The 26,788-nt window shown below is 45.1% G+C and carries 26 protein-coding genes; 14 read left to right on the top strand and 12 right to left on the bottom strand.

What is annotated here, in order from left to right; genetic code table 11:
• Positions 1-21: 21 nt before the first annotated feature.
• The 3 genes from HUX74_RS13210 to HUX74_RS13200 all read right to left on the bottom strand — a co-directional run bounded on the left by HUX74_RS13210 (position 22) and on the right by HUX74_RS13200 (position 3,357).
• Positions 22-402, bottom strand: a complete 381-nt coding sequence (locus HUX74_RS13210; RefSeq protein ID WP_005827823.1) for a GtrA family protein — start codon at positions 400-402, stop codon at positions 22-24.
• A gap of 21 nt (positions 403-423) precedes the next feature.
• A complete protein-coding gene (aspS, locus tag HUX74_RS13205) occupies positions 424-2,181 on the bottom strand; it encodes an aspartate--tRNA ligase (protein ID WP_117599713.1) in 1,758 nt (585 codons plus the stop codon).
• Positions 2,182-2,313: 132 nt separating this feature from the next.
• Entirely contained in the window at positions 2,314-3,357 is a 1,044-nt protein-coding gene (locus tag HUX74_RS13200) for a diacylglycerol kinase family protein (protein WP_117599712.1), read from the bottom strand.
• A gap of 208 nt (positions 3,358-3,565) precedes the next feature.
• Between HUX74_RS13200 and HUX74_RS13195 the strand changes: the two genes are divergently transcribed.
• From HUX74_RS13195 to HUX74_RS13185, 3 genes are all read left to right on the top strand, one after another.
• A complete protein-coding gene (locus HUX74_RS13195; protein ID WP_022402410.1) occupies positions 3,566-4,753 on the top strand; it encodes an aminotransferase class I/II-fold pyridoxal phosphate-dependent enzyme in 1,188 nt (395 codons plus the stop codon).
• Between the two features lie 99 nt (positions 4,754-4,852).
• On the top strand, positions 4,853-5,659 hold the full coding sequence (locus tag HUX74_RS13190; protein ID WP_022402411.1) for a M48 family metallopeptidase: 807 nt from the start codon (positions 4,853-4,855) through the stop codon (positions 5,657-5,659).
• 345 nt (positions 5,660-6,004) lie between these two features.
• On the top strand, positions 6,005-6,691 hold the full coding sequence (locus HUX74_RS13185) for a hypothetical protein (protein ID WP_117599711.1): 687 nt from the start codon (positions 6,005-6,007) through the stop codon (positions 6,689-6,691).
• Here the strand turns inward: HUX74_RS13185 and HUX74_RS13180 are convergent.
• The 6 genes from HUX74_RS13180 to HUX74_RS13155 all read right to left on the bottom strand — a co-directional run bounded on the left by HUX74_RS13180 (position 6,662) and on the right by HUX74_RS13155 (position 15,570).
• The gene (locus tag HUX74_RS13180; RefSeq protein WP_174646820.1) at positions 6,662-9,004 is read right to left on the bottom strand and encodes an ABC transporter permease; all 2,343 of its coding nucleotides are present in this window, start codon (positions 9,002-9,004) and stop codon (positions 6,662-6,664) included. The two genes, HUX74_RS13185 and HUX74_RS13180, sit on opposite strands and share 30 nt — an antisense overlap.
• Before the next feature lie 150 nt (positions 9,005-9,154).
• Positions 9,155-9,829: an ABC transporter ATP-binding protein gene (locus tag HUX74_RS13175; protein WP_174646819.1), complete on the bottom strand. Its 675-nt coding sequence runs from the start codon at positions 9,827-9,829 to the stop codon at positions 9,155-9,157.
• Between the two features lie 37 nt (positions 9,830-9,866).
• The gene (locus HUX74_RS13170; RefSeq protein WP_174646818.1) at positions 9,867-12,266 is read right to left on the bottom strand and encodes an ABC transporter permease; all 2,400 of its coding nucleotides are present in this window, start codon (positions 12,264-12,266) and stop codon (positions 9,867-9,869) included.
• A 19-nt stretch (positions 12,267-12,285) separates the two neighbouring features.
• Positions 12,286-12,651, bottom strand: a complete 366-nt coding sequence (locus HUX74_RS13165; RefSeq protein WP_117599707.1) for an ABC transporter permease — start codon at positions 12,649-12,651, stop codon at positions 12,286-12,288.
• Between the two features lie 11 nt (positions 12,652-12,662).
• Positions 12,663-13,913 (bottom strand): efflux RND transporter periplasmic adaptor subunit, encoded by a 1,251-nt coding sequence (locus HUX74_RS13160; RefSeq protein WP_174646817.1) that lies wholly within the window; start codon positions 13,911-13,913, stop codon positions 12,663-12,665.
• 169 nt (positions 13,914-14,082) lie between these two features.
• A complete protein-coding gene (locus tag HUX74_RS13155) occupies positions 14,083-15,570 on the bottom strand; it encodes a TolC family protein (RefSeq protein ID WP_174646816.1) in 1,488 nt (495 codons plus the stop codon).
• A 218-nt stretch (positions 15,571-15,788) separates the two neighbouring features.
• Between HUX74_RS13155 and HUX74_RS13150 the strand changes: the two genes are divergently transcribed.
• Both HUX74_RS13150 and HUX74_RS13145 read left to right on the top strand, forming a co-directional pair.
• Positions 15,789-17,162 (top strand): sigma-54 dependent transcriptional regulator, encoded by a 1,374-nt coding sequence (locus tag HUX74_RS13150; RefSeq protein WP_138345462.1) that lies wholly within the window; start codon positions 15,789-15,791, stop codon positions 17,160-17,162.
• The gene (locus tag HUX74_RS13145) at positions 17,159-18,124 is read left to right on the top strand and encodes a PAS domain-containing sensor histidine kinase (RefSeq protein ID WP_117599703.1); all 966 of its coding nucleotides are present in this window, start codon (positions 17,159-17,161) and stop codon (positions 18,122-18,124) included. Before HUX74_RS13150 ends, HUX74_RS13145 begins: the two co-directional genes overlap by 4 nt.
• A gap of 156 nt (positions 18,125-18,280) precedes the next feature.
• Here HUX74_RS13145 and HUX74_RS13140 read toward each other — a convergent pair whose 3' ends face one another.
• The 3 genes from HUX74_RS13140 to HUX74_RS20925 all read right to left on the bottom strand — a co-directional run bounded on the left by HUX74_RS13140 (position 18,281) and on the right by HUX74_RS20925 (position 19,404).
• Positions 18,281-18,580 carry a hypothetical protein gene (locus tag HUX74_RS13140; protein ID WP_117599702.1) on the bottom strand — a complete coding sequence of 100 codons (300 nt, stop codon included), beginning with the start codon at positions 18,578-18,580 and terminating at the stop codon, positions 18,281-18,283.
• A complete protein-coding gene (locus HUX74_RS13135) occupies positions 18,580-18,936 on the bottom strand; it encodes a helix-turn-helix domain-containing protein (RefSeq protein ID WP_230391780.1) in 357 nt (118 codons plus the stop codon). The genes HUX74_RS13140 and HUX74_RS13135 overlap by 1 nt, the downstream gene beginning before the upstream one ends.
• 345 nt (positions 18,937-19,281) lie before the next feature.
• A complete protein-coding gene (locus tag HUX74_RS20925) occupies positions 19,282-19,404 on the bottom strand; it encodes a hypothetical protein (RefSeq protein ID WP_255425192.1) in 123 nt (40 codons plus the stop codon).
• Between the two features lie 90 nt (positions 19,405-19,494).
• On the opposite strand from HUX74_RS20925, the gene HUX74_RS13130 reads away from it, so the two are divergent.
• From HUX74_RS13130 to dnaG, 9 genes are all read left to right on the top strand, one after another.
• Positions 19,495-20,058, top strand: coding sequence for a response regulator transcription factor (locus HUX74_RS13130; protein WP_119961559.1), 564 nt, complete (start codon positions 19,495-19,497; stop codon positions 20,056-20,058).
• 179 nt (positions 20,059-20,237) lie between these two features.
• Positions 20,238-20,537, top strand: a complete 300-nt coding sequence (locus tag HUX74_RS13125) for a hypothetical protein (RefSeq protein ID WP_119961560.1) — start codon at positions 20,238-20,240, stop codon at positions 20,535-20,537.
• Positions 20,538-20,549: 12 nt separating this feature from the next.
• A complete protein-coding gene (locus HUX74_RS13120; RefSeq protein WP_119961561.1) occupies positions 20,550-20,894 on the top strand; it encodes a hypothetical protein in 345 nt (114 codons plus the stop codon).
• 189 nt (positions 20,895-21,083) lie between these two features.
• The gene (locus tag HUX74_RS13115) at positions 21,084-21,425 is read left to right on the top strand and encodes a hypothetical protein (RefSeq protein WP_131225245.1); all 342 of its coding nucleotides are present in this window, start codon (positions 21,084-21,086) and stop codon (positions 21,423-21,425) included.
• 5 nt (positions 21,426-21,430) lie between these two features.
• Positions 21,431-21,664 carry a hypothetical protein gene (locus tag HUX74_RS13110; protein WP_131225244.1) on the top strand — a complete coding sequence of 78 codons (234 nt, stop codon included), beginning with the start codon at positions 21,431-21,433 and terminating at the stop codon, positions 21,662-21,664.
• A 25-nt stretch (positions 21,665-21,689) separates the two neighbouring features.
• On the top strand, positions 21,690-22,049 hold the full coding sequence (locus tag HUX74_RS13105; protein ID WP_174646815.1) for a hypothetical protein: 360 nt from the start codon (positions 21,690-21,692) through the stop codon (positions 22,047-22,049).
• Positions 22,050-22,096: 47 nt separating this feature from the next.
• Positions 22,097-22,369 (top strand): hypothetical protein, encoded by a 273-nt coding sequence (locus HUX74_RS13100; protein WP_119957877.1) that lies wholly within the window; start codon positions 22,097-22,099, stop codon positions 22,367-22,369.
• Positions 22,341-22,730, top strand: a complete 390-nt coding sequence (locus HUX74_RS13095) for a hypothetical protein (protein ID WP_044467546.1) — start codon at positions 22,341-22,343, stop codon at positions 22,728-22,730. The genes HUX74_RS13100 and HUX74_RS13095 overlap by 29 nt, the downstream gene beginning before the upstream one ends.
• Positions 22,727-26,785: a DNA primase gene (gene dnaG / locus HUX74_RS13090; RefSeq protein ID WP_174646814.1), complete on the top strand. Its 4,059-nt coding sequence runs from the start codon at positions 22,727-22,729 to the stop codon at positions 26,783-26,785. Before HUX74_RS13095 ends, dnaG begins: the two co-directional genes overlap by 4 nt.
• Positions 26,786-26,788: the final 3 nt, after the last annotated feature.

The following is a 26,788-nucleotide window of genomic DNA, read 5'->3' as shown; positions in this document are numbered from 1 at the left end:
ACGGGGATTTCTGGGGGAGAACTAACGGAATGTCACCCGTTTGTTCATCAGGAAATTGACACTTCCGTAGATGAATAATCCCAGGAACTGGGCAAGGTACTCGTTGCAGTCCAGTCCTTCTACCAATCCGATGAGGAAAAGGAATTGTGCTCCATAAGCCATTCCGAAAGCTATGGAAAAGAGCAGCACTTGTCGCCAAGTGTTGCTCTTTTTTTCTGTAGGGAATATCCAGTACTTGCACCAGATGAAGTTGTGTATCTGTGCAAGTATATATGCGGTTACATTGGAGAGCATATAGTTGATGTCCAGTTCGTCCATCATTACCCAAACGGTAACAGCCATAATCAAGGCATTCAGCGTGCCGATTACCGCAAAACGAAAAATGCGTGCAGACTCTTTCACTCTCCTACTCTGTACCTGCTTTTACTCTTTCACTTCAACAATCAGATTCAGTTCGTCCAGCTGCTTCTGGTCAATAACTGAAGGTGCATCCAGCATTACATCGCGTCCACTGTTGTTTTTGGGGAATGCAATGCAGTCGCGGATACTGTCGAGACCTGCGAAGATGCTGACCCAACGGTCCAGACCGTATGCCAGACCACCGTGAGGAGGTGCACCGTATTTGAAGGCATTCATCAGGAAGCCGAACTGCTCCTGAGCCTTCTCCGGAGTGAATCCGAGAATCTCGAACATTTTGGCCTGCAACTGTGCATCGTGGATACGGATGGAACCTCCACCCACTTCAATACCGTTGCACACCATATCGTATGCATCTGCACGGACAGCTGCCGGGTCTGTATCCAGCAAAGGAATATCTTCGTCTTTCGGATGAGTGAACGGGTGGTGCATAGCCATCAGGCGGCCTTCTTCATCGCTCCACTCAAACATCGGGAAGTCAACCACCCAAAGGCAGACGAACTTGTTCTTGTCGCGTAATCCCAGTTGGTTACCCATTTCAAGGCGCAACTCGTTCAGTTGCTTGCGGGTCTTCATGGCATCGTCACCGCTCAGAATCAGAATCAGGTCACCCGGCTTGGCGTTGAAAGCAGCCTTCATTTCCTGCAATACTTCCTGCGTATAGAACTTGTCGACACTTGATTTTACGTTACCATCTGCCTCCACACGCGCGTATACCATACCTTTGGCACCGATTTGCGGTCTTTTCACGAATTCGGTCAGTGCATCCAGCTGTTTGCGTGTATAGTGTGCAGCGCCTTCTGCGCAGATACCGCCGATGTAAGCTGCATTGTCGAATACCGGGAATCCGTGTCCCTTCATGATGTCCATCAGTTCCACGAACTTCATGCCGAAACGGAGGTCGGGCTTGTCACTGCCGTAGTACTTCATGGCGTCTGCCCATGGCATGCGCATGAACGGCTCGTTCATTTCTACGCCACGGATTTCCTTGAACAGATATTTAGCCATGCCTTCGAAGAGGTTGATGACGTCATCCTGCTCCACAAAAGACATTTCGCAGTCAATCTGTGTGAATTCCGGCTGGCGGTCGGCACGCAGGTCTTCGTCACGGAAGCATTTGGCTATCTGGAAGTAACGGTCGAAACCGGAAACCATCAACAACTGTTTCAGTGTCTGCGGGCTTTGAGGCAAGGCATAGAATTGTCCCGGGTTCATGCGTGAAGGAACGACGAAATCGCGTGCACCTTCGGGTGTGGAGCCTACCAGAATCGGAGTTTCCACTTCGATGAATCCCTGGCTGTCCAGGTATTTGCGTACTTCAATTGTCATTTTATGACGAAGCTCCAGATTGCTGCGTACGTTGGCACGGCGCAGGTCCAGATAACGGTACTTCATGCGGATATCGTCGCCACCGTCCGTATTTTCCTCGATGGTGAAGGGAGGGGTCAGCGATGAGTTCAGAACATCCAGTTCCGATACGATGATTTCAATATCTCCCGTCGGGATATGTTGGTTTTTGCTGAAACGTTCGTTGACGGTACCTTTAACCTGGATTACGAATTCACGGCCCAAGCGGTTGGCACGCTCGCAAAGTTCGGCATTCACCTCTTCGTTGAACACTAATTGGGTAATTCCGTAACGGTCGCGGAGGTCAATGAAAGTCATGCCTCCCATCTTACGGCTGCGCTGTACCCAACCTGCCAGCGTCACTTGCTTGTTAACATCGGAGATACGGAGTTCTCCGCAGGTGTGTGATCTATACATCTTTTTATTTACTGTTTGACGATTTTACTTATTTACTATTTTGAACATGCAAAAATACATAAAACATATTATATGGCGCATCAAAAGGGGAAAGTTATTTTCAGAAACTCCTTATACAGCCTTTTTACAACATCACATTTTCGTCAGTTTCTTGAATTGCCTTTTGCCTTTATCCAGTATCATTTTGTTTTTATGGGCGATGTCTTCCACAAAAGCATCATTAATCTGTTTCAGTCCGTTGATGTAGTCTTGTGCTCGCTGCAAGACGTTCGAAGTGTCTTTTTCCGCATCCCGGGGGACAATGACCTGCAGTCCTTTCTTCATAATCTTTACATCTACATTCTCTCCCATCATCATCGGGTCGCCGTCAAAGTGGACTACTCCCGGTTTAGAACGGTGAATGCGGAGTGCTTGGCAGCGGAACGTCTTAATCCGGCTGTTCTGGTCGATGGTCTTGTTGAAGAGCTGGAAAGAGAGGGACGGTACATCGAGTACGGTGAACGGTTCAAGTATGGTGACGTCCAGCAGTCCGTCGTTCAATGTGGCTTGTGGGGCAATATACGCATTGTTCCCATACTGCGATGCGTTTCCGCAGGCTATCAGGAACGCTTTGTATCGCAGGGTACTGCCGTCCATTTCCAGTTCATAGGTTTCCGGACGGTACTTTAGGCTTTCGAGCAGGGTCTTTTCCAGATAAGTGAGCGGCCCTCTCCTTCCCGCCTTGGAGAATTGCAGGCTTACAAATGCGTCGAATCCCACGCCGCAGGTACAGAAGAAGGGCACATCGTTGATTTTTCCGTAGTCAATGATGTCTATCAGTCCGTCATTGATGATGTCGATGGCCTTTTTCGGCTCCATCGGAATCTGCAGGTGGCGGGCAAGTCCGTTGCCGGAACCGCAGGGAATGATGCCCAAAGCGGTTTTTGTATGTACCAGTGAGCGGGCTATCTCATTGATGGTACCGTCTCCTCCTATAGCGATGACGGCATGTGCGTTTTCTTGTGCTTTCTGTGCCGCTATCTCTACGGCATGGCCTGCCCGTTCGGTATAAATCACTTCTTGTGCATACCTTTCCTTATCCAGCTTTTCATCGAGCCATTTCAGTATCTGCTCCTTACTTTGAGTGCCGGATATGGGGTTTATGATAAATGCTATTTTCTTCTTGTTTTCGTTCATGCAAAGGTTGTTGCTATGCAGGTTTTCCAACTGGCAAAAGTAATATAAATATCTGAAAAATTAACCACATAATTCTTTTTAAAATAAGTATAAGTAGTTTTTTTAATGTAAATAGAACATATACCGACATATTTTGCTATCTTTGCCCCCTGTTTTTTTAAGACTTGCATTTAATAGAATTAAATATTCATTATATAAAAGATATTTCATGGGTTTACTACAAGACAAATTTGCGAAATACGACCTGCCGCAACAGTTCATGGCAAAAGGCGTATATCCTTATTTCCGCACAATTAACAGCCATCAGGATACAGAGGTAATGATGGATGGTAAAAAGGTTCTGATGTTCGGCTCTAATGCATATATGGGACTGACATATGACAAGCGTATCATTGATGCCTCGATAGCTGCCACAGAAAAATATGGCACCGGTTGTGCAGGTTCCCGCTTTCTGAACGGAACACTCGATATACATGTTGAACTGGAGAAGGAATTGGCTGAATTCGTAGGAAAAGATGAAGCACTCTGTTTTTCTACCGGATTTACTGTAAACGAAGGTATTATTCCTGCCGTTGTAGGCCGTGGGGATTATATTATTTGTGATGACCGTGACCACGCTTCCATTGTAGATGGCCGTCGTCTTGCATTTGCCACTCAGTTGAAGTACAAGCATAACGATATGGAGGCTTTGGAAAAAGAACTCCAGAAATGCGAACCGGATGCTGTGAAGCTGATTGTTGTGGATGGAGTATTTTCCATGGAAGGTGACTTGGCCAATCTGCCTGAGATTGTCCGCCTGAAGAAGAAATACAATGCCAGCATTTACGTGGACGAAGCTCACGGCTTGGGAGTATTCGGAAAACAAGGCCGTGGCGTTTGCGATCATTTCGGTGTTACCGAAGATGTAGACCTGATTATGGGTACATTCAGCAAGTCGTTGGCTTCTATCGGCGGTTTTGTGGCCGGAGACAAGGCGGTAATCAATTGGCTGCGCCACAATGCCCGTTCCTATATATTCCAGGCAAGTAGCACACCTGCTGCTACGGCTGCAGCTCGCGAGGCGCTTCACATCATCAAGTCCGAACCTGAACGCATCCAACGTCTGTGGGACATCACTAACTATGCCTTGAAGAAGTTCCGCGATGCAGGCTTCGAAATCGGTGAGACAGAATCTCCTATCATTCCTCTCTATGTGCGTGATACAGAGAAGACATTTATAGTAACGAAGCTGGCTTTTGACGAAGGTATCTTCATCAACCCGGTTATTCCGCCCGCGTGTGCCCCACAAGATACGCTGGTGCGCGTAGCGTTGATGGCTACCCACACCGTAGAACAAGTGGATTACGCTGTAGAGAAGTTGACCAAATGCTTCAAGGCACTGGATATTATCAAGTAAACTGATTCAAACAGATATTAGGAAAGCCGTTTAATAATGATTAGGCGGCTTTTTGTTTAATACGAAACGGAATAGGGCTAAGATTAAATCGTAAAGTATATGAAAAAGAACTTCTTCATCATTGCTGCTGTAGTATGCGGAATGAGTTGTACCACCACTGCCTATGCGCAGTTCAAAATTGGTGGAAAGAAAATCAATGTGACCAAAGTTGTCCAAGCCGGTACAGATGCCGTCAAGGCCATTTCATTGTCCGATGCTGACATTGCAGCGATGAGCAAGGAATATATGGAATGGATGGATACACACAATCCGCTGACAAAGCCCGATACGGATTACGGCAAGCGTCTGGAGAAGCTGACTGGAAATATCAAGGAAGTGGACGGCTTGAAGGTGAACTTCGGTGTTTACGAGGTAATAGATGTGAATGCCTTTGCGTGTGGTGATGGCAGTGTACGCATCTGCGCCGGACTGATGGACATCATGACGGATGATGAAGTGATGGCAGTTGTCGGTCATGAGATAGGTCACGTCATCCATACGGATTCCAAAGATGCGATGAAGAATGCTTACCTCCGTTCGGCTGTGAAGAATGCTGCCGGTGCGGCAAGTTCTACAGTATCCAAATTGAGTGATTCTGAACTGGGTGCCATGGCCGAGGCATTGGCAGGTGCTCAATACTCCCAGAAGCAGGAGACAGAAGCGGATGATTATGGCTTTGAATTCTGCATCAAGAATAATCTCGATCCGTATGCCATGTACAATGCTTTGAACAAATTGCTTGAACTTTCAGCGGAAGCACCGAAGGAATCTAAGTTCCAGAAGATGTTCTCTTCTCATCCGGATACAGCCAAGCGCGTGGCACGTGCCAAGGAGAAAGCGGATGAATATATGAAAGATAAGAAATAACTATCCGTTGCTTACTATGATGAAGTGGGATCAGAGGTTTCTCTGAATCCCACTTTTTTTGTGCCGAGACTATGATATAGGCTTCTGGGGAAGCTGATAGGGATAATTCGTTAGTTCACAGTGCTGAACACTTTGTTTTAGCTACAGAAAACAAAGTGTTTTTATATGATGAAACGAAATGTTCTTTTAAGGGAAACAAAGTGTTCCCTTTAATGAAACAGACTGTTCGGTTAAGGGAAACACTTTGTTCTGTTTGGCAAAACACCTTTTATTTGCTTATTTGCTTTTAAATTAGAATAATTTTAGTATGTTTGCCACATTATTTATGAAAAACATGACTTTTGTATGAAAAAGCAAGACTTCCTCTTTATTTTTGTTCTGGTGATAATATTCCTGCCATTCTTTGTGAGTGAACCCGTTTACGATTGGTATAAGTCTTTCAACGCTGCACATGGAATGGTAATGAGTTTCATTAAATTCGGAATTCTTGCTACACTGGGTGAGATGCTGGGGCTTCGTATCAGTGCCGGAGTCTATAACCGAAAAGGATTTGGTGTACTGCCGCGTGCCGTAGTGTGGGGACTGTTGGGAATGGGAATCAACGCGGCCATGATTATCTTCTCCAAAGGTGTACCGCAATTTATGGAATATATGGGAATGGCAAATGCCGCTGCTATCATAAACGGGGAGTTTTGCTTTGATAAATTATGGATAGCTTTTGCTATTTCAGTTGCCATGAACACTATATTTGCTCCGGTATTCATGACATTCCATAAGATTACGGATACACATATTCTGGATTGGGGCGGCTCTCTTCGCAGCCTCCTCACCCCTATCCCGATGACCCGCATCATTACGCATCTGAATTGGGATGCACAATGGAATTTTGTCTTCAAGAAAACAATTCCCTTTTTCTGGTATCCGGCACACACCATTACATTCCTCCTGCCAGGAGAAATGCGGGTGCTGTTTGCTGCGATATTGGGTGTGGTGCTTGGGGTATTACTGGCTATTGCGGCGCGGATGAAATGAGGTGACAGCTACCCGATATCCATTCAGGCATATCGTAAAGCAGGTGATGCCTATAGTAAAAAGCAAGGGTAGCAGAAAGTGAAAGGCGTTTGGAGTGGCATGGTATGCAAATTGCTGTAGCCAATATGTCATAAAGAGATAAATGACAGGGACGGCTACGACGAATGCGATGCCTACATAGCTAAGGAACGGATAATTGATAAGCCATAGAATCTGACGGGCGGATGCACCGTGAATTTTACGGATGCTTATTTCACGTTTACGCTGTGAGACGGCATAATGTGTGATGCCAAATAATCCGAAAAGAGTAAGGAATATACTGACACAGGCGTACATGAATAAGATATGCGAGAAGTGTGTTATGTCCTGATTGTAGGACATAAATTTCTGATACATATCATCATATTTCAAAGGAATGCCTGGATTTTTCTTTTCGTATGATTCTCTTAGGCAATTAATGACTTTATCTTTATATCCGGCTTTTACCTTTATAACTAGAGTTGAGAAATTATCTTGTGGAGTATCATAAAGGAGTATTCGTAAGGGAGCCACTTGGTCTGTCATGGAGTACTTTTTGAAATCCTTTACTATACCGATAATTGTACCTTTTGTAAGTTCTTCTCTTTCGTGTACATACTTGGAAATGGGCTGTCCGATAGGATTTTCTCCTTCGGGCACCAATAAATCCACGAATGTTTCATTGATTAGTGCAGGTTGTGGAGTACGGGACATTAGATGGAATATTTGCAGGGAGTCTTGCAGTTCAATATGATGCATTGTTAGGAATTCCGGACAATCCTCGTATAATTCCAACATGAGCAGATTGTCACCGGAATCATCCTTGCCCGGGATTCCTAAACTCATCGGATATATTCCGGTATTGGAGGTTATTACCGCTTCTACCCCTTCTATATTCTTCACCTCATCTATCCGGGTCTTTAGCGTCGGTTGTGCATTGGCATCTGTATATACATTAATAATATTCTCATAGTGCTTTTCTTCCTGCTTAATCAGATACATCTGTGAACGGATAATCATGAATGTACTCATCAAGCCAATGGAGATGATGAATTGTATGGTTACCAATAAGGCCACAATGAAACGTTTTTTGCGTCCGGTAAAGAAATGACGGTAATTAGTTTCGGATATGGAATGCAACCTATGACCCATATAACTTGCCGGTATGACAGACAATATTATGATAAACAACAAGATAAGAGGGAACACTTGCCATGAGAACAAATATTCCATTGTCAGTTTGGCAGAAACCATATGATTAAATGCAGGCAATAAGTCATTCATCAACAATAAAGATAAAAGGAAAGCGACAAGAACCATCAGAAAAGTATCCAAGAACAGTTGTTGGCGCATTTGTGATCTTGTGGCTCCCATTATGGATTCAATGTGAAGCATGTGCACTTGACGCAACAAACGGGAGAAACTCAGATTTATAAAGTTGAAACAACCGATGAATAGAATCAGTAATGCGGACAACAGCCCTACACCCAATAAGGTGCTCTGCTGATGTTTGATAACTTGATTACTGTCTTTTACCGTAGCGTCGAAATAAGATTCTTGCAATGTTTGGGTACGAAGATGTCCGTTTCCCAACAAAGTGGGCAGTTCTGTTTCTCCGAAACGTTGGCGGAATTTCTTTATATCCGTACCTTCTTTCAGCAATAGCATACAATCAGAGCTTTCGGTAGCTTCCAATGGTAGGAGTATGTCTGTCTGCATCATGCTTTGCTCCGGTTGGCCGAATACGGCAACGATGCGTCTGATACCTATTTCGTTCAATAGTATATCTACATTTTTTCCTATACAATCTGTTGTACCGAAACATTTCTTGGCAAACAGTTCACTTACAGCTATGTCTCCTGGTTTCAGTAATGCGTCTTGAACATCCCCTACTATATTATGGAAAGGGAAAAAAGCCGTTAATGTTGAATCTGCTGCTACCAAGCTCCAGCTTTGAAATTCTTGTCCTTCAATCTTTACCCTTACATTCTTGAATGTTTGCGTACGTAAGCAAGACTCTATTTCCGGAAACTGGGATACTATTTGAGGAACAGTTCCACCGTATATGAATGTACCTTCCACTGCCTGTTGGGCAAAAGGTAGAGTCTGGACTAAACGCAGAATACGATTTTTGTTGGGATTATTGTTCTCAACGTTATATTCGTGTATCACAAATGCCATCAACAAAGTGGTGCAGGCAATACCGACGACCAGACTGACAAGGGAAATGGCAACAAACAGTTTATTGCGTTTCCAGCTTCTTATGACTAATTTTAAGGAAAGGTAAGAATTCATATCATGTATATAAAAGGTTCGGGAAATCTATAGGTTGACGTTGTACGACCGAAATTTGTATTGCCAAACGCCCGCTTGCTGACAGGCACTTAGTAAATTCAAAAGTGGCATCAATCGTACATTGTCAACTCATAAATGAAACAGGGGCTATCACAAATTGGCTTCTGTCACCACTTGTCCGTCAAACAGATTGATGATGCGTCCGGCAAAACCGGCATCATGCTGTGAGTGTGTCACCATAACAATTGTGGTACCTTCTTTATTCAGCTCACTCAGCAGTTCCATCACTTCTTTTCCATTCTTTGAATCGAGGTTACCGGTAGGCTCATCGGCAAGTATCAGCTTAGGATTTGATACAACTGCACGTGCGATAGCGACACGCTGTTGTTGTCCGCCGGACAACTGTTGTGGAAAATGCTTACTGCGGTGCATGATTGCCATACGTTCCATGGCGGTTTTTACCCGGCGCTTGCGTTCGGCAGCAGGAATGCCCATGTAGAGTAGCGGCAGTTCGATGTTCTCGTATACATTCAGCTCATCAATCAGGTTGAAGCTTTGGAATACAAAACCGATGACTCCTTTCCGCAAGTTGGTACGTTGGGCTTCTGTATATTTGGATACTTCTGTCCCATTCAAATAATATTCTCCGGATGTAGGATTGTCCAACAGACCGAGGATATTTAGTAAGGTGGATTTTCCGCAGCCCGAAGGTCCCATGATAGCGACAAACTCCCCTTCTTTCACTTCCATGTTTACGTCGTTCAAAGCCAGAGTCTGTACTTCCTCGGTCTTGAAAATCTTTTGTAGATTTACTGTCTTAATCATAATGCTTGGTTTTTATGGTTTATAAATATTTCATTTCTTATTCGTTTTTAATGACTTCTGCCGGATTTGTCCTTGCTATTTTCAGAATGCGGAAAATAATAGTCAGAGTAGTAATGACAGCTACGATTATGAAGATTGAAATCCAAAATAGCGGGCCGTCATTAAAGAATACGATATACATGTTTTTCCATAACTGCAGTATGGCATAACATAAAGGAAATGCTAGCGCTGCCGAGAGTACAAGCTGATAAATATATGTACGGGCAAACAATATGATAATCTGTTTCAATCCCGCACCATTTACTTTACGGATTGCCACTTCCTTTTGTCTGCGTTCCGTATCCAGTGTGATTGCCGAATAAACACCTAATAAAGTGATTATAAGGCTGACAAATGAGAAGAATAAGATTATCCCTTTCATGTTGTTCTCGATGGCTTGTGCTTGGTGAATGTCTTCCAGTAAGGTCGAAATGTGTAATTGTATACTCGGTGGAAGATTCTCTTCCAGCATTTTCTTAACGTAAGTCTTTATTTCTTCTGCTTTTCCGGGTACACACTTCAAATAGCAATGACCTACATAATATTTGAAATCACAAGGCAGAAAGACGAAGCCCTGGCTCTGATTGTAAGTGTCGGCTACAAAATCGGAGCAAATGCCGCATACCGTGTAGCTGTCTTGATAATTGTACAAGGTGGTTCCCAGTAAATCCTTCTTCATACGTTCTGCCAATTTACGGTCTGCTACCATGTCACTATTTGTCTTCAGGGCATGCCCGGAGAGAATAGGGATATTCATAAATTCGAAAAAGTTATTAGGAACATTCATTATATTGACTTCAAGGCTACTTTCTCGGTTATCTTTTTCTGTCTGCATGCTTGTTCCCGAAATACCTTTCAGATAATTAATTTCTGTCAGTATTTTATCTTTTATATCCGGATGTTGACTGATGCGCTCTATGAGAGCAAGCTTTTCGTCATTTTTTAGAAAACGGTAATCCATAGGAATACTGATGATTTCGGACTTTTCTTTTTCTGTCAGTGTGTTGAACAGTGTGGAACCGGTCTTGTTAGCCTGCAAATATAAAGCGACTGTAAAGACTATGAATAACCAACAGATGAAAAACTGGATACCCAAAAGACAATTTCGTATCTTCTGTTTGTGGCGTTTGGATTTGTTCTTGTAAATACTTGACTGGATGGAGGCATGCTTCATCCTCCATACGGTAAACAAGCAGAGTAATAAGCATAGTAAAATAATGCCTGCCATATATTCTGTTGTCTGTATCAATAATAGGTCCCGTTCAATGACTAATGTGAAATCAAATAAAGAGAATGAAAGGTAGGGGTTAAATATTTCTATCAGACAGAAAGTCAATAAGAAGGTTATGAACGAAATGATAATGGCTTGGGTAAAAAGTAACCAAAATAGTTGGTTGCCATTACTTCCATTCACTTTACGAATGCCGAACTCGTGCGAACGGTTCAGATAACTCCCCGTCAAAAAATGAAAAAAGTTGAGTAGACCAGTCAATAGAATCAAAAGGCCGACAATGAATGTGATTCCGGCAAAGTAAGGGGCAACGGATTTCTCCCGAAAAAGTTTTCCGAAATTCGAGGCTGATACGGTATTTTTCTCATTGAATATTGTGTGCTTCAAGTCCATTGCACGGAAACTTGCTTCAAGTTGCGCGGATGTTTTGCCCGGACGAAGAAGAGCAAAAGTAAGTCCACCGGTCATACTGTCTCGTCCATCGAATTGTATAAGTCCTTCGCTGTCGTTCAAGATTAACATATCAATCTTTTGGAGAAAGCTAAGGCTGGTATTCAATGGAATATCTTCTATTATCGCTTGTATGGTATAGATGGTACCTCCTGTTCGTGGTGTGGTATCAGGTGAAGAGAAAAGCCGTTGTGCTAAGGTCATTCGCTTTCCTATCGGATTCTCTCCGAGACCAAATATTTTGTGTGCCAGAGAGCGGGTCAGTATCACGGCATTGGGAGTTTGCGATGCTACAGTCCATGAACCTTGTAATACTTCCGGGGTGAACACGCTATGGTAGGTTGTATCTACTTCCATAGCATATAAATCTTCGTAAGGCAGTTCTTCCTTGTCGATAGTTTCCACATTGTAGCTACGTGGGCGGGGATAGGCAACAAAAGTAAATGCTTCTACTTCTTGGAATTGCAATTGGCGCAGACTCTCAAACAACGTAGCGGGAGTTCCGGAATAAAGTTCTTCTGCTGGAGTGTATAGGTTTATGTCTGCAATGCGTTCCCAGTGGGTAAAGCACTTGTCGGTAGAATTTATATAGCGGCTGCAATATAGGCAGATACTGAAACAAAGTATGCCTACCGACAGTCCGATGATAGAGATGATATTCTGTGCCTTGTACTTTAATAGGTTTCTGAATGCTGTTTTAATATAATGTCTTATCATAATAGTATTTATTATTGTATTATTCGCTTTTGATTACTTCCGCCGGATTCTGCCGTGCTGCCTGAACGACTTGCTGCAATATCGTGAAGAGCACCATGATTATAACAATTCCCAACCAAACAATGAATAAATCCATGCCAATAGATATGTGGTAGGCATATTGTTCCAGCCAATGATGCATCACCGCGTATGTGCAAGGAAAGGCCACAATCGCTGCGATGTAGGCCATCCATAAATATTCGCGGAAGAACATGCCGATTATTTTATTGACATTAGCTCCCATAATCTTGCGTACTGCTATCTCCTTCCTTCTTTGCCGGATGGTGGAAGAAGATATGGAGAAGATGCCGAACAAAGAAATGACGGCTAAGATTATTTGTCTCATAGTGCGTCGTTTTATTTCATTATCAATTCTTCCGCCTCGCCAAAGGTATCATATCCCGTTGTAATTACCCAATCTCCGGGCTGCAAACCTTCCGTAATCTCGTATTGTTGCGGATTTTGGCGACCGATGCCAAGCGGCACGCGCACGGCTTTTGTCTTTGCGGCGTTCAGTTTGTAAATCCATTGTCCTCCGGTACTCTGGTAGAAGTTGCCGCGCGGAATGACGAGCGCCTCCTCCGGCTGGCCGAGTTCTATCTGTACCCGGAAGCTTTTGCCTACACGTACGTTGTCGGGCATGTCACCGGTGAAGACGAGGTCTACGTCGAACGTGCGGTCTTTGACTTCGGGAACCACTTTCGTGATGCGCAACGGGTATTTTCTTCCCTGATAATTGATGGTGGCAGGCAATCCGGTGATAATGCGGTCGATGTAGTATTCGCTCAGGGAAGTATGCACTTTATATTGGTCCAGCACCTTGATTTCCGCAATGCTTTCGCCGGAAGCGACCTGCTGTCCCGGAGTCACCTTGACAAAACTGAGCTGGCCGGCGACGGGAGCTTTCACCACCAGGTTGCCGAGCCGTTCGCAGGCGCGTTCATACTTCTTCCGTTCCCGTTCACGGTCGTTCCTGATGAGGTCTTTGCGGATGACGGTGACGGCAGAGTCATGACGGAGGCTTTCCCTTTGAAGATGGGCATTTTTCACTTTATAGTTGTATTCGTCCTCGGAAACTTCGAGCTGCGCCTTGCTCTTGATGCCCATGCGGTACTCCTCCTTGTCAAGGGCAAAACTCTTGCGCAGGCGGTTGAGGTCATAATCGGTCTGCAGGGCTTGTTGTTGCAGGTTCAGGCTTTTCTGCTCCATTTCAATTTCTTTTTCGCGGTAGGTGATAAGCTGCTTTTCCCAGTCGTCGCGCTGGTCTTCGATACTGCGCAGCAGGTCGGGGTTTTCCATGACGAGGATGGTATCTCCTTGCCGGAGCAGGCTCCCCTCCTCTCCTATGATGCGTTCCACGCTTCCGGCTTCACGTGCATTGACCTTGATGGTAAGGATGGGCTGAATCACTCCCTCCACATCTACATATTCCATAAATTTACCGTTCTTGACTTCGGCCATCTGGATGTTGTCTTGCTCGATGCGCAGTTTGCTGGGACCCAGCGAAAGGGTGACTACATAAATCAGGAAGGCAAGGAAGGCAACGCCTCCCGCCAGATAGTAGCGGTAACGGATGTACCAGGGTTTCTTTTCAAGTTTTATATCCATAATGCAATATTTTATATACTCTTTTTTTACTTTTCAGATACCCCCTTCAGAAGTACTTCTGAATAAGGGTTCCGAGTTTTACTAAAACTTTACCGGAGATTTAGTAAATCGTCACCGGAGTTTTAGTAAATCTCCGGCCAGCTTTTACTAAAACTATTCCACGATTCTATTACTGTATAGATTCTTCATTAGTAACTCTTTCCAAGTCTTCTGCCAGTGGCCTCTCTTTTTCAAAGTCATATAGCGTGATGCTTCTCAGTGCATAGTACAAACTCCAATAGTTGTACAAAGCCGTTATATAGCTTCTCCGGGCCGTATCTTTTTCCGTGATGGATGCATTGAGGTCGAGTACCGAGGACTTGCCGAGCAGATAGAGTTTTCGGGCTACTTCGGCGCGTCGTTGGGCTGTATGGTCCGTGCGGGCGGCTATGTTTACCCGTTGCGCCTGCAGGTTGAATTGCTTTACGAGTTTCCGTACGTTCAAGTCGAAATCCGTCTTGTCTTGCTCTACCTGCGTGTAGACAAGGTCTCGGTTGGAACGGGCCACGCGTACTTGTCCCCTTCCGCGCCCCCAGTCCAGGATTGGGAGGGTAATGCCCAAGCTGACGTACTGCTGGTCCAGTGGATTCCGGTAGGCATCTTTCAGCTTGTCGGCAGTTTGTGTCAAGCCGAAGCGCAGGTAGATGTCTGCCTTCAGTCCGGCATTGGCCTTGGCGCGCGACACGGCATTCTCGCTTTCCACCTTGCGGCGTAGCATGTTCTGTATCTCCGGACTGTTTTCGTTGGCAAGCATCAGCGCGGCATCCAGGTCGATGTGCAGGTCGGGCACGCGGTTGTCTATTCTCACCTTTATAAGGAGGTCTTCTTGGATGCCGAGGTAGGAACGGAGTTCCTGCATGCAGTTCTCCACTTCGATACGGGCATTCATGCAGTTGGTTTCTTCGGTCAGTTTGTTGAGTTCGAGCTGCAACATTTCGTTTTCGCTGATGGTGCCGATGTTATATCGTCCTTGCGCATATATATATAAGGTGTCGGCATTGGCGTAGTTGGCGTTGGCTATTTCGTAGTTGCTTTGTGCTTTGGCCAGGTTGAAGAACTTCTCTGTGGCATTGGCGGCAACAAGCTCAAGGGTTTCTACGTAGGTTTTCTTGGCTTCGCGATAACGGATAGGTTCGATGCGCCGGTCCCACTTCAGGCTGTTGTAGCCAAACAAGGACTGGCTGTATCCGATGTTGACGGGTGAAGTCTGCCAGGAATAGGTGTCACTGCTGAAAAGGTCGAGGCGCTGCGCAGCCGTTTCAATGAAAAAGGTTCCTCCGGTCCACGGCACGTTTTGTGTCAGGCTCAGTGTCAGGTCAGTGCTCAGCAGGTTCTGCTCTATGAACTTGACGTTGCCATCGCTTTGGGTCACTTTGTTGATAGCACGGTCCAGATAGGGATTGGAAGTAAGCTTGAGCGTCGGCAGGTAGTTGGCACAGTAGTATTTGTAGTTCCAATAAGCGGAACGGAAGCTATGGCGGGCATTTTGGGCGTCGGGCGACTGCTGGCGGGCCTGCTCGATGGTTTCTTCCAAAGTCAGCTCCAGCGTGTGCTCTTGAGCAACGGCACTCGACATCAGACTGAATGTAATAAGCAATAAAAATATATTCCGGTGCATAGTTGTTTTCTTTACTCTATAAAGTTCAAATTCTATGCCATAAGTATAAGTTGTTGTATTATAAGTGTTTGTTGTGGTTCGAAGCTTCCCAAACGTGTGCAGTTGCGCACAAAAATAGTGCGATAATGCACGCACAACACATGGATATTATACTTATCTTTGCCCATACAAGAGATGTGGGATTGTGTAAGCCTTGCCTGCACGAAAAGAAAACAGATATGGAGCAGTTTGGTAAAATATTGATTGTAGATGATAACGAGGATGTCCTTTTTGCACTGAACCTTCTTCTCGAACCCTACGCCGAGAAGATAAAAGTGGCAGTGACTCCCGACCGCATCGAGCATTTTATGACCACTTTCCGTCCGGACATTATTCTGCTGGATATGAATTTCAGCCGTGATGCCATCAGTGGTCAGGAAGGTTTCGACAGCTTGAAGCAGATTCTGAGTATCGACCCGCAAGCAGTGGTCATCTTCATGACTGCCTACGCGGATACGGACAAGGCGGTGCGTGCCATCAAAGCGGGGGCTACGGATTTCATTCCCAAGCCGTGGGAGAAGGAGAAGTTGCTGGCCACCCTTTCTTCGGGCATGAAGCTGCGTCGTTCGCGGACTGAGATAAATTTGCTGAAAGAGCAGGTGGAAGTTCTGAGCAATGTCACAGCAGGAGGCTCCGAAGAGATTATTATAGGTGATTCTCCTGTCATGCAGCAAGTCTTCTCTACTGTGGAGAAGTTGCGCGATACGGATGCCAACATACTTATATTGGGTGAGAATGGAACCGGAAAGGATGTGATTGCCCGTATGCTTTACCGCAATTCTCCCCGCTATGGAAAGCCGTTTGTCACGATAGACCTCGGCAGTATTCCCGAACAGTTGTTCGAAAGCGAGTTGTTCGGCTACGAGAAAGGCGCCTTCACCGATGCACGGAAAGCGAAAGCTGGACGTATGGAAGTGGCAACCGGCGGTACGCTTTTTCTGGACGAGATAGGTAACCTTTCCCTGCCCATGCAGGCCAAATTGCTGACTGCCATCGAAAAGCGTTGTATCAGTCGTTTGGGAAGTACGCAGGCTACGCCCATTGATGTGCGGCTCATCTGCGCCACCAATGCAGACATCCGTCGGCTGGTGGACGAAGGAGACTTCCGCCAAGACCTGCTGTATCGCATCAACACCATCGAACTCCATATCCCCCCTCTGCGGGAACGCGGAAACGACATCCTCTTGCTGGCAGAGTATTTTCTGCAACGGTATGCCCGCAAATATCAGAAAGAGATGCGCGGGCTGACCCGCGAGGCGAAGAACAAGTTGCTGAAATATGCCTGGCCGGGTAATGTACGTGAGTTGCAGCATACCATGGAACGTGCCGTGATACTGGGAGACGGCTCTTTGCTTCGTCCGGAAAACTTCATGTTCCAAGCTTCGGCTTCCCGCCAGAAGAAGGAAGAAGAAGTCCTCAACCTGGAACAATTGGAACGGCAGGCGGTGGAACGTGCCATGCGGCTCAGCGAGGGAAATGTGACCCGTGCCGCCGAATACTTGGGCATTACCCGCTTCGCCTTGTACCGGAAACTTGAAAAATTAGGCTTATGAAACGATATTCATTGATTGTGGTACTGCACATCATCGGCATAGCCTTCCTTTCGGTCGGCGTTTATCTGCTGGTGGATGCCGGACTGTGGTTCAGTACGCTGATGGCTTTTTTGATATTGCTGGCGATTGCCGTTCATCTTTACCGCCTGCAGATGATGCAAGTGCGTATGATGCGCCATCTGGCAGAGAGCCTGCGCTATGACGACATGATGCTGTCGTTCCGTTCTCCCTACAAGAACCGGTCTATGGAGGATATGGTGGATGAGCTTTCAGAAGCGATGAGGAATTTCCGTACCCGCGTGCTGGAACGCAATGAGATGGAAGCGTGGCAAAAGCTGATACGTGTGCTGACGCACGAAATAATGAATTCGATTACTCCTATCATCTCCCTCTCCGAGACCTTGAGCGAACGGGAAGTGTCGGAAAAGAACTACCCCGTCATGCGGCAGGGAATGCAAACTATCCACCGCCGTAGCAAGGGTTTGCTGGAGTTTGTGGAGAATTACCGGAAGCTGACAAGACTTCCCGCCCCCGTTCGTCGTCCGGTTGCTGTCCACGAATTGCTGCAGGATTTGCAGAAGCTGTTTTCGGAAGAGTATATCCGGATAGAGCTTCCGGAGACCGACCGCATACTCCAGATAGACCGGACACAGATAGAACAAGTACTGATTAATCTGATTAAAAACGCCAAAGAAGCATGTAGCAGGAAGGAACATCCCCTGATAGAAGTGAAGATGCTACCCGCCCTCTCGTGGCAATGCCTTATTACTGTCAGCGACAATGGCGAAGGTATCTTACCGGAAGTGCAGGATAAGATTTTTGTACCGTTCTTCACCACCAAGCCTTCCGGCTCGGGCATCGGGCTCAGTTTATGTAAACAAGTGATGAATCGGCATGGCGGCAATATTACGGTGCAGTCTGCTGTGGGAAAAGGGAGTTGCTTTACGTTGCTATTTGGATAAATGGAAAAGAGGGTATATACAAAAATAAGCTACTGAAAAAATCAGTAGCTTATTTAATTTCTGTCGGGGTAGCGGGAATTTCACTACTGACAATAAGATGCTGACAATCCGTTGCGTATAAAACTGTATAACTGTATATTCTTCTATTATTGTCTATTAGTGTATATCATCATTATTTTCTTTTTCTATTTTTCGCAATTCATGTTCAAGCTCTTCTGGCTGAAGTATTTTCTGGGGATTGCATTCCTTTATCCAACCTTCTATGAACCCTTTATGTGCTCCATGTATAGCTTCAAAAGGAAATCTCATAGTTTTATTAGTATCATATTTAAATAGTACATAACAATTAGAGGTTGGTTCATCCACCTTCTGAATAGATAAAGTTGGGAATGCCTTACGCCATTTCTTTATGAAACTATCAATTTTGTAAACAGAAAATATTTCTATTGTTCTCATTACTTATTTAGTATTTCTAAGTTGTTATCACCAAAAACCAATTTAAGCACTTGGTCTTTCCGATCTTTTTTTAATTTTATCTGAAGAATAGCTTCTACATCTTCGGATGTCTTTCCGTCAGAGGTGTACTTCTGTGGATAAGTGAAAACATCTACTATATCCATATTCAAGGCACTTGCAAATTTTGAAAGTTGCCATAAACTCAACTGCACCTCACCGCTTAATATTTTACTGAATTGAGAAGCAGACGTACCTGCATATTCAGCAGCAGCACCTTGTGTTAAACCTCTATCTGATATGATTTTACGTATCTTATCTATGACTGGGTGTATTGGAAATTCACTTTTCTTTTTCATATCTCAAATATATCTATTGATTATCAATATGTTATAACTTATTTTGAAACAAAATTTCAAAATATTCAATTATAAATTTCATATATTGAAAATTCATTTCTATATTTGCATTATAAATTTCAGAATAAGAATTGTAATATTTAAGATTATGAACGAAAAAACATCAAAAATGGTACCTAAGAACCATTACGACCAAATGGAAAAAGCCACAAGACTGAAGCTCCGTAACGAGTTCCTAAAAAGAAGCGGTATGTCATTGATTACATTCTATGACAAATTAAGAAAAGACTCCTTCAAACCTTTGGAAAGAGAACTATATGAGAACATTTTCATAATTCAACAAAATTAAAAATCCAAGCAAATGATTTCTGCACATGAGAAGATGATGGAAACGATACCCAAAGAGTTCAAACGTATAATGTCTGGAGTAGAGGCGGCGGTACGCAGCGGAAAAACAAGATACCTCATAAGTAGCAGACATTTAAAACCTGAATATGAAAGAGCTTTGTTAGGTGTTGGGTATGAAATTAGAAAAGGACGTGTAGCAACTCAAATTATATGGTAGCATTTATCTCCAATATTGAATTCTACAACACCCCTGAAGGTGATGTGATGATGAAAGAGTTCGGGCAGCCGGCTGTTGTTCTCAAGGAGGCTGACCGCCCGACTATCGAACACATGCTTGCTGTCATCAGGGACAGATATCCGAAAGCACATGCCCGGCTGATGCAGCTCTATTCAGCCAGCACGATGAATCGTTGGCATTATGAATTCCGGGTAGTTCATCGTTTCATCCGATGCAATTTCGGAGAGTATGACCAGTACAATCTTGACATTAACAAGGATGGACAGTTTGTATTCGAGGAGGTCAAATGCCCGTTACGGGGTGAATGTGAACATGAAGGGGTGATATGCAGACCGGAGCTTGATACAGCACTGACCGATCGCGAGATGGATGTATTCCGGCTCATTGCCTCCAACTGCCAAACTGATGAAATTGCGGCAGAGCTACATATCTCGCCTTGTACGGTTAACCGCCATCGGGAGAATATCAAGGCAAAAATCAAGGTTCGCAATGTGGGTGAGATGATTTCCTACTGGCATCGGAATCAAATGAAATAAGCCCACCGTGAGGTGTGCCATCTGTGTTTAATGTGTATTCTATGGCTGTGGCGGTCTGCGAAGATAGTCCGGCCCCTCATACTGCATTCAAATGGTAGCGGTATACTTAAGATTTGCCGCGACTGGGGTTCGATTCCCCTATATGAGACGATGATTTACTAACTTAATAAACAGAATATATGAATAATAACAAAGGTTTTTCCTCCATTTCCACTCCTGACGGACAGTTCAGGATATGGATTCCACGTCCGACGGCTTCGGGCAGAGTAATATGCAACTGTGGCTTTGCACTCAAGAGCCATCTTCCTTTCGTCGATGCCGTTGATGCGCTGGACTACCTGCAGGTAGACGAAGTTCGGCAGATAGACCAGGACCTTAGTATCCTTGTTATTTCATTTCTCGATGCACCGCATGAGTGCATGCTGAAGATGATAGAAGATATCCCCGAACTTATGGAGCAATACTTGGTAAATACATAAGATCTGAATGCTATGAGATACTTTATAGACAACATCAAGACTTATGCCAGTGTCAACAAAAAAGGCAGGGCATTACAGATATACGTGCAACAGTTTGACCGACATCTGATTGCTGACGAATGTTCTTTGGATGCACTGAAGTGTGACATCGAGCACCAGATTAAGGTTATGAATGAGAAATACCCACGCAGCCGTCCGGTTCGGCTCGAGGTATATGAGAATGCCAAGGGTGGACAGTGGACTATTCTTGTGGAGCATGACAGCGACAGCATTGTCTGCATCATATCCTATGAAAAGGTGATGGGCTATTATACCTTGGCAGATAAGATAGATCAATTTGCAAAAATAGGACAGTGATGAGTAATGTGATTGTTTTTTTGTGGATATCACTAATTGTGATAGTGGCAGTCTTGATACTATGTGTCTGGGCAATGCGGAAAGCATCCGGATCTTACCGAATTCTCTTTCTCTTTGATATTATCGTCTTGATGATAAATATTGGGATAATAGGATTTGCAATTGGTTGTTTATCTAATATGCGGTAATATGAGAGATTTGAAAATGACAGATTTCCCGACATATCTTTGGGAGACCCTTGACGTGTATCAGGACAACAGTTACTGTTACAATATCCGCCCTGGCCAACATGTCGTTGGAGATTTATTCGACAGTTCCAGAACGAAGCTGGTATCATACAACAGAAAATCACATGTGCAGATAATCTGTGTATGCGACCCCTACAAGCCGCCTTTCTATGCGCGTGAATGTATGTATGGTGTATATTCGGCGTGGAAAGAAATCGGAGAGGACATCTTTAACCTGGAGCTGATGGGGTATTCTACCAAGCAACAATTCCCACCCCTATGTACATCACACCATTATTTTTGAATATTATGGAAAATGAATCATTTGAAAGGGCCAAAGCCATTAAGGAAGAGATTGAAAAGTGTAATTCTCTTCTTGAGTCAATTCTAAAAAGCAGCAGGGAATGTTGTGTGTATCGCGATGCCGATAGGGGTACTCGTGACATTATTGCCATCCCCCTTCCCAAGTATTGTACCCAGTACATTATTGATGGACTTTACGTAAGAAAGTGCCGGATGGAGCAGGAATTTAAAGAGTTATAACAATCTAATAACAAGAATCAGGTCAATGAAGAAAGGTCAGAAGGTACGCATCCTGCGTACCAATCAAGTAGCGACAATCGTCGAAGTGGAGTTAATTCGTAAAGGTGGCAAGGTACATCGGTACTGCCATCTGAAGACAGATGAAAAGTTATATTTGTGGTTGGATGCCTCAGAACTGGGGAGTGTGGTGGAGGAAGTGAAGGTCTCGGTAGTTGATGACCGGAACCGGGAGCTGCACTTGGCTATATGCCATGACTACTCCAAGGATAATATGAAGGTGCATCTTACCGGCAAGAATCCGGATAATCTGAAGGAAGCTTCCGGACTATATGCGAGACTGATGAACTTGTTCATTGGGAGCCTGAAGGAAACGCGGGAACTGTAGGAGCGGATAACGTCCTTGATGATATGGAAAGCCTATTGAAATATAGAATGGAAAATCTTGATTGGATAGACCGTTTCTTGGAGAAGCTTGGCGTCGACGCTTTTCTTGAGTTTGAGACGAGGGTATATAGTGCCCTCGACAAGCTCAAGGTCATGCATTACTATGATATCGGGGGCTCGGTCATACCGGAGCAGCAGGAACTATTTATCAAATTCTGTTGCTGCTATATTACCGGGCACTCTGAATACGAATTCAATGAAGACTATACACAGATATGGAGGAAAGAAAGCTATGAACAATGGAAGATGGCAACCCGATGAGGACAGATACGTCCGGGAAAATGTCAATAAGAAGACATTGGAACAAATGGCGGAGCATTTGGGAAGATCCGCATTGGCTGTACAGTTATATATGCACCGGAAGCATATTGTAGTGGGACAAACAGTCAAGCGGAATCTGGTGCAGGAGATTCTCCGACTGAAATTCCGGCATCCGGAAAATTTCATGCCCAACCGTGCCTTCTACCAGGAGGTAGGCATCAACCAGATGCGCTGGTGGGATATTTTCTATGGCCGAAAAAATATAAACCAAGAAGAATATATCGCGTTGTCGAAGTATTTCGGCATAACACTGGAGGAGGCATTCGCAGCGCGTCAACTTTGCATATTTGAAGAACAATGATTGATGACGAATTAAAACAGAGAATAAAGGATGCCAACGAGATTACGGACGTGATTGGCCAGTTTGTATCTCTTCACAAGAGAGGTATCAATTATATAGGGATCTGCCCGTTTCATCCAGACCGGCATCCGTCGATGACCGTCAGTCCGTCAAGACAGACATACAGGTGTTTCGTCTGCGGCAAGGGAGGGGATGTCATCCAGTTTGTCCAGGATCATGAGAACATGTCATTCAACGAGGCTGTCACCTGGCTGGCTGGCCGTGCGGGAATCTCTCTCCCTGAACGGGTGATGTCCGACGAGGAAACGGCCAGGGTAAAAGAACGTGAAGCGCAGCGTATAGCGATGAAAGGCGCCGCATTCTTTTTCGAGAAGCATCTTCCGGAGGCGCAACTTTATCTGCATGACAGAGGGTTCAGCCTGGATGACAAAGTCTTGAAGGATTTCAGAATTGGATATGCCCCGGCAGGCAACCTGGCTAAAAAGGAGATGCTTGCAGCCGGATTTTCCGAACAGAAGCTGCTTGAGACGGACATCCTGAAGAGAAGCGAGAAGAACTTCACCTTCGACACTTTCAAGGACCGCATCATGTTTCCCTATTTTGACATCAAGGGCAACATAAACGGATATACCGGACGCTGGCTGACCCTGCAGGAAAACACCGGCAAGTACGTCAATACCGGGGACACGCCGTTGTTCAAGAAAGGCACTCACCTTTTCGGTCTGTACCAGGCACGTACTGCCATTGCAAGGTATGATTGTGCGTATATAGTCGAAGGCCAGTTCGATGCCATGTCCATGCACAAGTTCGGTGTCTGCAATACCGTTGCCACCAGCGGAACTGCACTGACTCCGGAACAGATACAGCTGCTTGGCCGGTTCACCCATCGCGTGATACTTGTATATGATGCGGATGCAGCCGGGCTGAAAGCGTCACTGGCCAACTGTGAGGCTTTCCTGCGTGCGGGTTTCCAGGTCAGTGCAGTTCCGCTTCCTGAAGGGAAAGATCCTGATAATATTGCCCAGGAGCAGAAACTTGAAACCGGAAAATGGCTTGCAAACCGGGAACAGAATTTCCTTCAATATTTTGCCATCTCCTTACGAGGCAAGAATCCCGGAACCGACCCAAACAGAGAGGAAGAGGCAATGCAACGGCTTTCAACCCTCATATCTGTCATCCCTTCGGAAACGCTTCTTCTCAAGTGCATAGAGATAATGGCCGGGATTTTCGGCAGCAACACGGAAGTCATCCAGCGGAAAGTGAATTCCATCTTGCGGCAGCGGAAGACAGCTTCCATCAAGGAGAAAGACAAGATGGCTCCCGGTATATATGGTATCGATATGATTGCGGAGGCACGTAGCGGGAATGAGCCTTGCATCCTGACATCGAATTATCAGGAGTTCCTCACCTTGTATGGAGATGCCCCCATAGCATACGTCCATGGCATTCCTGGAATGAACGACATACAGCAGTTGCGTCAGGCAAGCCAGATGTTCACCTCTGACAGCGATGGCCTTACCATTGCAAAGGACGGTACGGAATCCGGTTACCTTGCCGGATTATCCGCCATTTTCCGTGCCGGGCTCTCCAATATCACCATAACGGTCGAACGGGATGTCCAGGATGATAATGATGAGGAAGGAAGTGACGACGAGGAAAATATGGACGGGGAGGCAAACGATATCATCGAGACTTTCAATTTCGCGAAATTCTATGTATTCCTGCACAAATCTTTTTTTAAGACCTATAATGGCGAGCGTGCTCCCTATATCGAACGTTGTGCCGAAATAATCAGCTACGCGGAAGATTCGGTACGCATCATCAACTTTACCTACTTTCAGAATTGCCTGGGTCTGACCAAGCAAGCCCTGAATGAAATACTCAAGCCCTATCTGGCCAAACGCAAGTCACGCATGGCCATCAATGCACAACGGACGGACGATGACTATACTGAAGAGAATTATGACCCGGACGAACTTCCCCGTTATGTCCAGGACAATCCGGAATATCTGCAGATGTTCCAGCAATGCAATTACTATCCGAAGTTAAACAAGCAGGGGGAACCGGTATGCTACCTTTTCAAGAATGAGAAGTCCGGCCATACCATGGTAGGTGATTTCTATATGATTCCACTTTTGCATATTTACTCGGACAACGACGAGGAAAACAAGCGTGTCCTTAGAATAAACCGCCGTTATTACAAGACACCGCTTTACATTGAGGTGAATTCCAAAATCCTGGCCAAGAAAAGCACTATTGAGGAGAAGCTGATTATGCTGGAAGCAGTCAACTTCACCAATGGTGAAGAGAAACATTGGACTAAAATACGTGAATATATGAGCAGACATTATGTTACTTGCACAGAGGTTTCCACATACGGGAACCAGCAAGAAGACGGTTTTTCCCGACGGGAAGACCAGCAGTTTTTTGCCTTCGCCAACGGCATCTTCCATGTTGTTGACGGAATACCGAGATTTGATGCGGTAAATGAGCTTGGAGTGGTCACTCACAATGGCCGGAATTATTATCTGCCGGCATTCTCCACCATATATGCCGGTTCCGGCAAGCAGTCCGACAAGTACGAACTTATTTCACAGCTTGTCTATAAGGAAATCCCTATAGACAAACGTTGCACTTTCGACGAATGGGCCTCACTGATGGACCGTGTATATAAAATCAACGACAACGGGAAATGGGCCATTCTCTTTGCCATCATGTGCGCTTTCCGAAGCAATATACACTGCATAGACCGTTTGTTTACAGCGCCATTCTTTATGGGACCGATGTCATCCGGAAAAACACAGATTGCGATATCCATCCGTTCCCTATTCATATCTCCCAAGATACCGATTTTCAACCTGAACATCGGTACCGATGCCGCCATGTCCACATTGATGAGCACTTTCCGGGATGTTCCGGTTGTCCTTGATGAATACAACAATAAGGATATATCAGATATAAAGTTCCAGGCACTTAAAGGAATAGTATATGATGGCGATGGAAGACAGAAGCGTAAAGGCACATCCGGCAAGGAGATAGAAAACGACAAGGTGTACGCGCCGGTTGTCATTTGCGGCCAGGAAACTCCCCAACGTGATGACAATGCACTCATGTCACGTATTATAGTCTGCGAAGTCCCCAAACCGAAAAACCGAACCCAAGAGGAAGTGGAGCTTTTCAACAAACTCAAGGATATAGAGGATCCGGCCAAAATCGGGTTGTCGAATGTCCTCTTTGAAGTCCTTCAGCTGCGTTCGCTGGTAATGCAGCATTTCCGGGCACTGAAGCAGAAATCCTATGATGAATTGAAGCAGGCGCTGATAAATGCCGGTGAGATTGACCGCCTCATGAAGACTGCATCATTGTTTCTGGCGACATGCAGACTGATTGAGGATTATACAGAATTGAAATTACCGTTCACCTATGAGGAGTTTTTTAAAATAGCCTGCGATAAAATCAAATTTCAGGTGGAACTGATTTCCAAGACGGATAAGCTGGCCACATTCTTCAAGGCTATGGATGTGATGATTGATACCAAGGCTATCAGAGAAGGCAGGGACTTCGCCATTGATACACCGGAACGAATCACCATCAAGCTGCCCGGAGGAGAAAAAAAGGAGGTTCCTATTCCTGCAGGAACCCGTGTGTTATTCCTACGCGTCAGTACCATCTATACGCAGTACGCACGTTCTTCTTATAATCAGGAAGACTCAACGCAGTCGACCATCGAGCAGAACCTCCGCTCCCATCCCAGTTACCTGGGCTTTGTCCATGCACGCCGGTTCAACTGGTATGAAGTCGTGGAGGTACCACGCGGCGGTTTCGAGGAAGATACTCCCAATGAAACCGGAATTCCGGTAAAGCTCAACAATGACATGGTGCGTAAAGTTGAGAAGAAGTGTACCAATTCCAGTTGCATAGCTATCAACTACGAAATTTTCAGAGAATTATATAGCATTGATTTGCAACGCGGTTCGGAAGAATCCCGTGTTGACGCTAATCCCGACAATGATCCTATTGGAGCAATCGGTGCCCCCCAAGAGCTGAAGTTCTGATTT

The sequence above is a fragment of the Bacteroides sp. Marseille-P8574 genome, assembly GCF_902825465.1.
Taxonomy (GTDB): domain Bacteria; phylum Bacteroidota; class Bacteroidia; order Bacteroidales; family Bacteroidaceae; genus Bacteroides; species Bacteroides uniformis.
This window is presented reverse-complemented; position numbering and strand designations above follow the sequence as displayed.

Coding starts and splice junctions, on each gene's coding strand:
- HUX74_RS13150 (WP_138345462.1), top strand. CDS start 15,789: ATGGAGCAGTTTGGTAAAATATTGATTGTAGATGATAACGAGGATGTC.
- HUX74_RS13105 (WP_174646815.1), top strand. CDS start 21,690: ATGAAGAAAGGTCAGAAGGTACGCATCCTGCGTACCAATCAAGTAGCG.
- HUX74_RS13180 (WP_174646820.1), bottom strand. CDS start 9,004: ATGAATTCTTACCTTTCCTTAAAATTAGTCATAAGAAGCTGGAAACGC.
- HUX74_RS13115 (WP_131225245.1), top strand. CDS start 21,084: ATGAGAGATTTGAAAATGACAGATTTCCCGACATATCTTTGGGAGACC.
- HUX74_RS13200 (WP_117599712.1), bottom strand. CDS start 3,357: ATGAACGAAAACAAGAAGAAAATAGCATTTATCATAAACCCCATATCC.
- HUX74_RS13165 (WP_117599707.1), bottom strand. CDS start 12,651: ATGAGACAAATAATCTTAGCCGTCATTTCTTTGTTCGGCATCTTCTCC.
- HUX74_RS13145 (WP_117599703.1), top strand. CDS start 17,159: ATGAAACGATATTCATTGATTGTGGTACTGCACATCATCGGCATAGCC.
- HUX74_RS13140 (WP_117599702.1), bottom strand. CDS start 18,580: ATGAGAACAATAGAAATATTTTCTGTTTACAAAATTGATAGTTTCATA.
- HUX74_RS13170 (WP_174646818.1), bottom strand. CDS start 12,266: ATGATAAGACATTATATTAAAACAGCATTCAGAAACCTATTAAAGTAC.
- HUX74_RS13175 (WP_174646819.1), bottom strand. CDS start 9,829: ATGATTAAGACAGTAAATCTACAAAAGATTTTCAAGACCGAGGAAGTA.
- HUX74_RS13160 (WP_174646817.1), bottom strand. CDS start 13,913: ATGGATATAAAACTTGAAAAGAAACCCTGGTACATCCGTTACCGCTAC.
- aspS (WP_117599713.1), bottom strand. CDS start 2,181: ATGTATAGATCACACACCTGCGGAGAACTCCGTATCTCCGATGTTAAC.
- HUX74_RS13155 (WP_174646816.1), bottom strand. CDS start 15,570: ATGCACCGGAATATATTTTTATTGCTTATTACATTCAGTCTGATGTCG.
- HUX74_RS13120 (WP_119961561.1), top strand. CDS start 20,550: ATGAGATACTTTATAGACAACATCAAGACTTATGCCAGTGTCAACAAA.
- HUX74_RS13125 (WP_119961560.1), top strand. CDS start 20,238: ATGAATAATAACAAAGGTTTTTCCTCCATTTCCACTCCTGACGGACAG.
- HUX74_RS13100 (WP_119957877.1), top strand. CDS start 22,097: ATGGAAAATCTTGATTGGATAGACCGTTTCTTGGAGAAGCTTGGCGTC.
- HUX74_RS13195 (WP_022402410.1), top strand. CDS start 3,566: ATGGGTTTACTACAAGACAAATTTGCGAAATACGACCTGCCGCAACAG.
- HUX74_RS13190 (WP_022402411.1), top strand. CDS start 4,853: ATGAAAAAGAACTTCTTCATCATTGCTGCTGTAGTATGCGGAATGAGT.
- HUX74_RS20925 (WP_255425192.1), bottom strand. CDS start 19,404: ATGAGGTATCTTGTTTTTCCGCTGCGTACCGCCGCCTCTACTCCAGAC.
- HUX74_RS13135 (WP_230391780.1), bottom strand. CDS start 18,936: ATGAAAAAGAAAAGTGAATTTCCAATACACCCAGTCATAGATAAGATA.
- HUX74_RS13185 (WP_117599711.1), top strand. CDS start 6,005: ATGAAAAAGCAAGACTTCCTCTTTATTTTTGTTCTGGTGATAATATTC.
- HUX74_RS13095 (WP_044467546.1), top strand. CDS start 22,341: ATGAACAATGGAAGATGGCAACCCGATGAGGACAGATACGTCCGGGAA.
- HUX74_RS13110 (WP_131225244.1), top strand. CDS start 21,431: ATGGAAAATGAATCATTTGAAAGGGCCAAAGCCATTAAGGAAGAGATT.
- dnaG (WP_174646814.1), top strand. CDS start 22,727: ATGATTGATGACGAATTAAAACAGAGAATAAAGGATGCCAACGAGATT.
- HUX74_RS13130 (WP_119961559.1), top strand. CDS start 19,495: ATGGTAGCATTTATCTCCAATATTGAATTCTACAACACCCCTGAAGGT.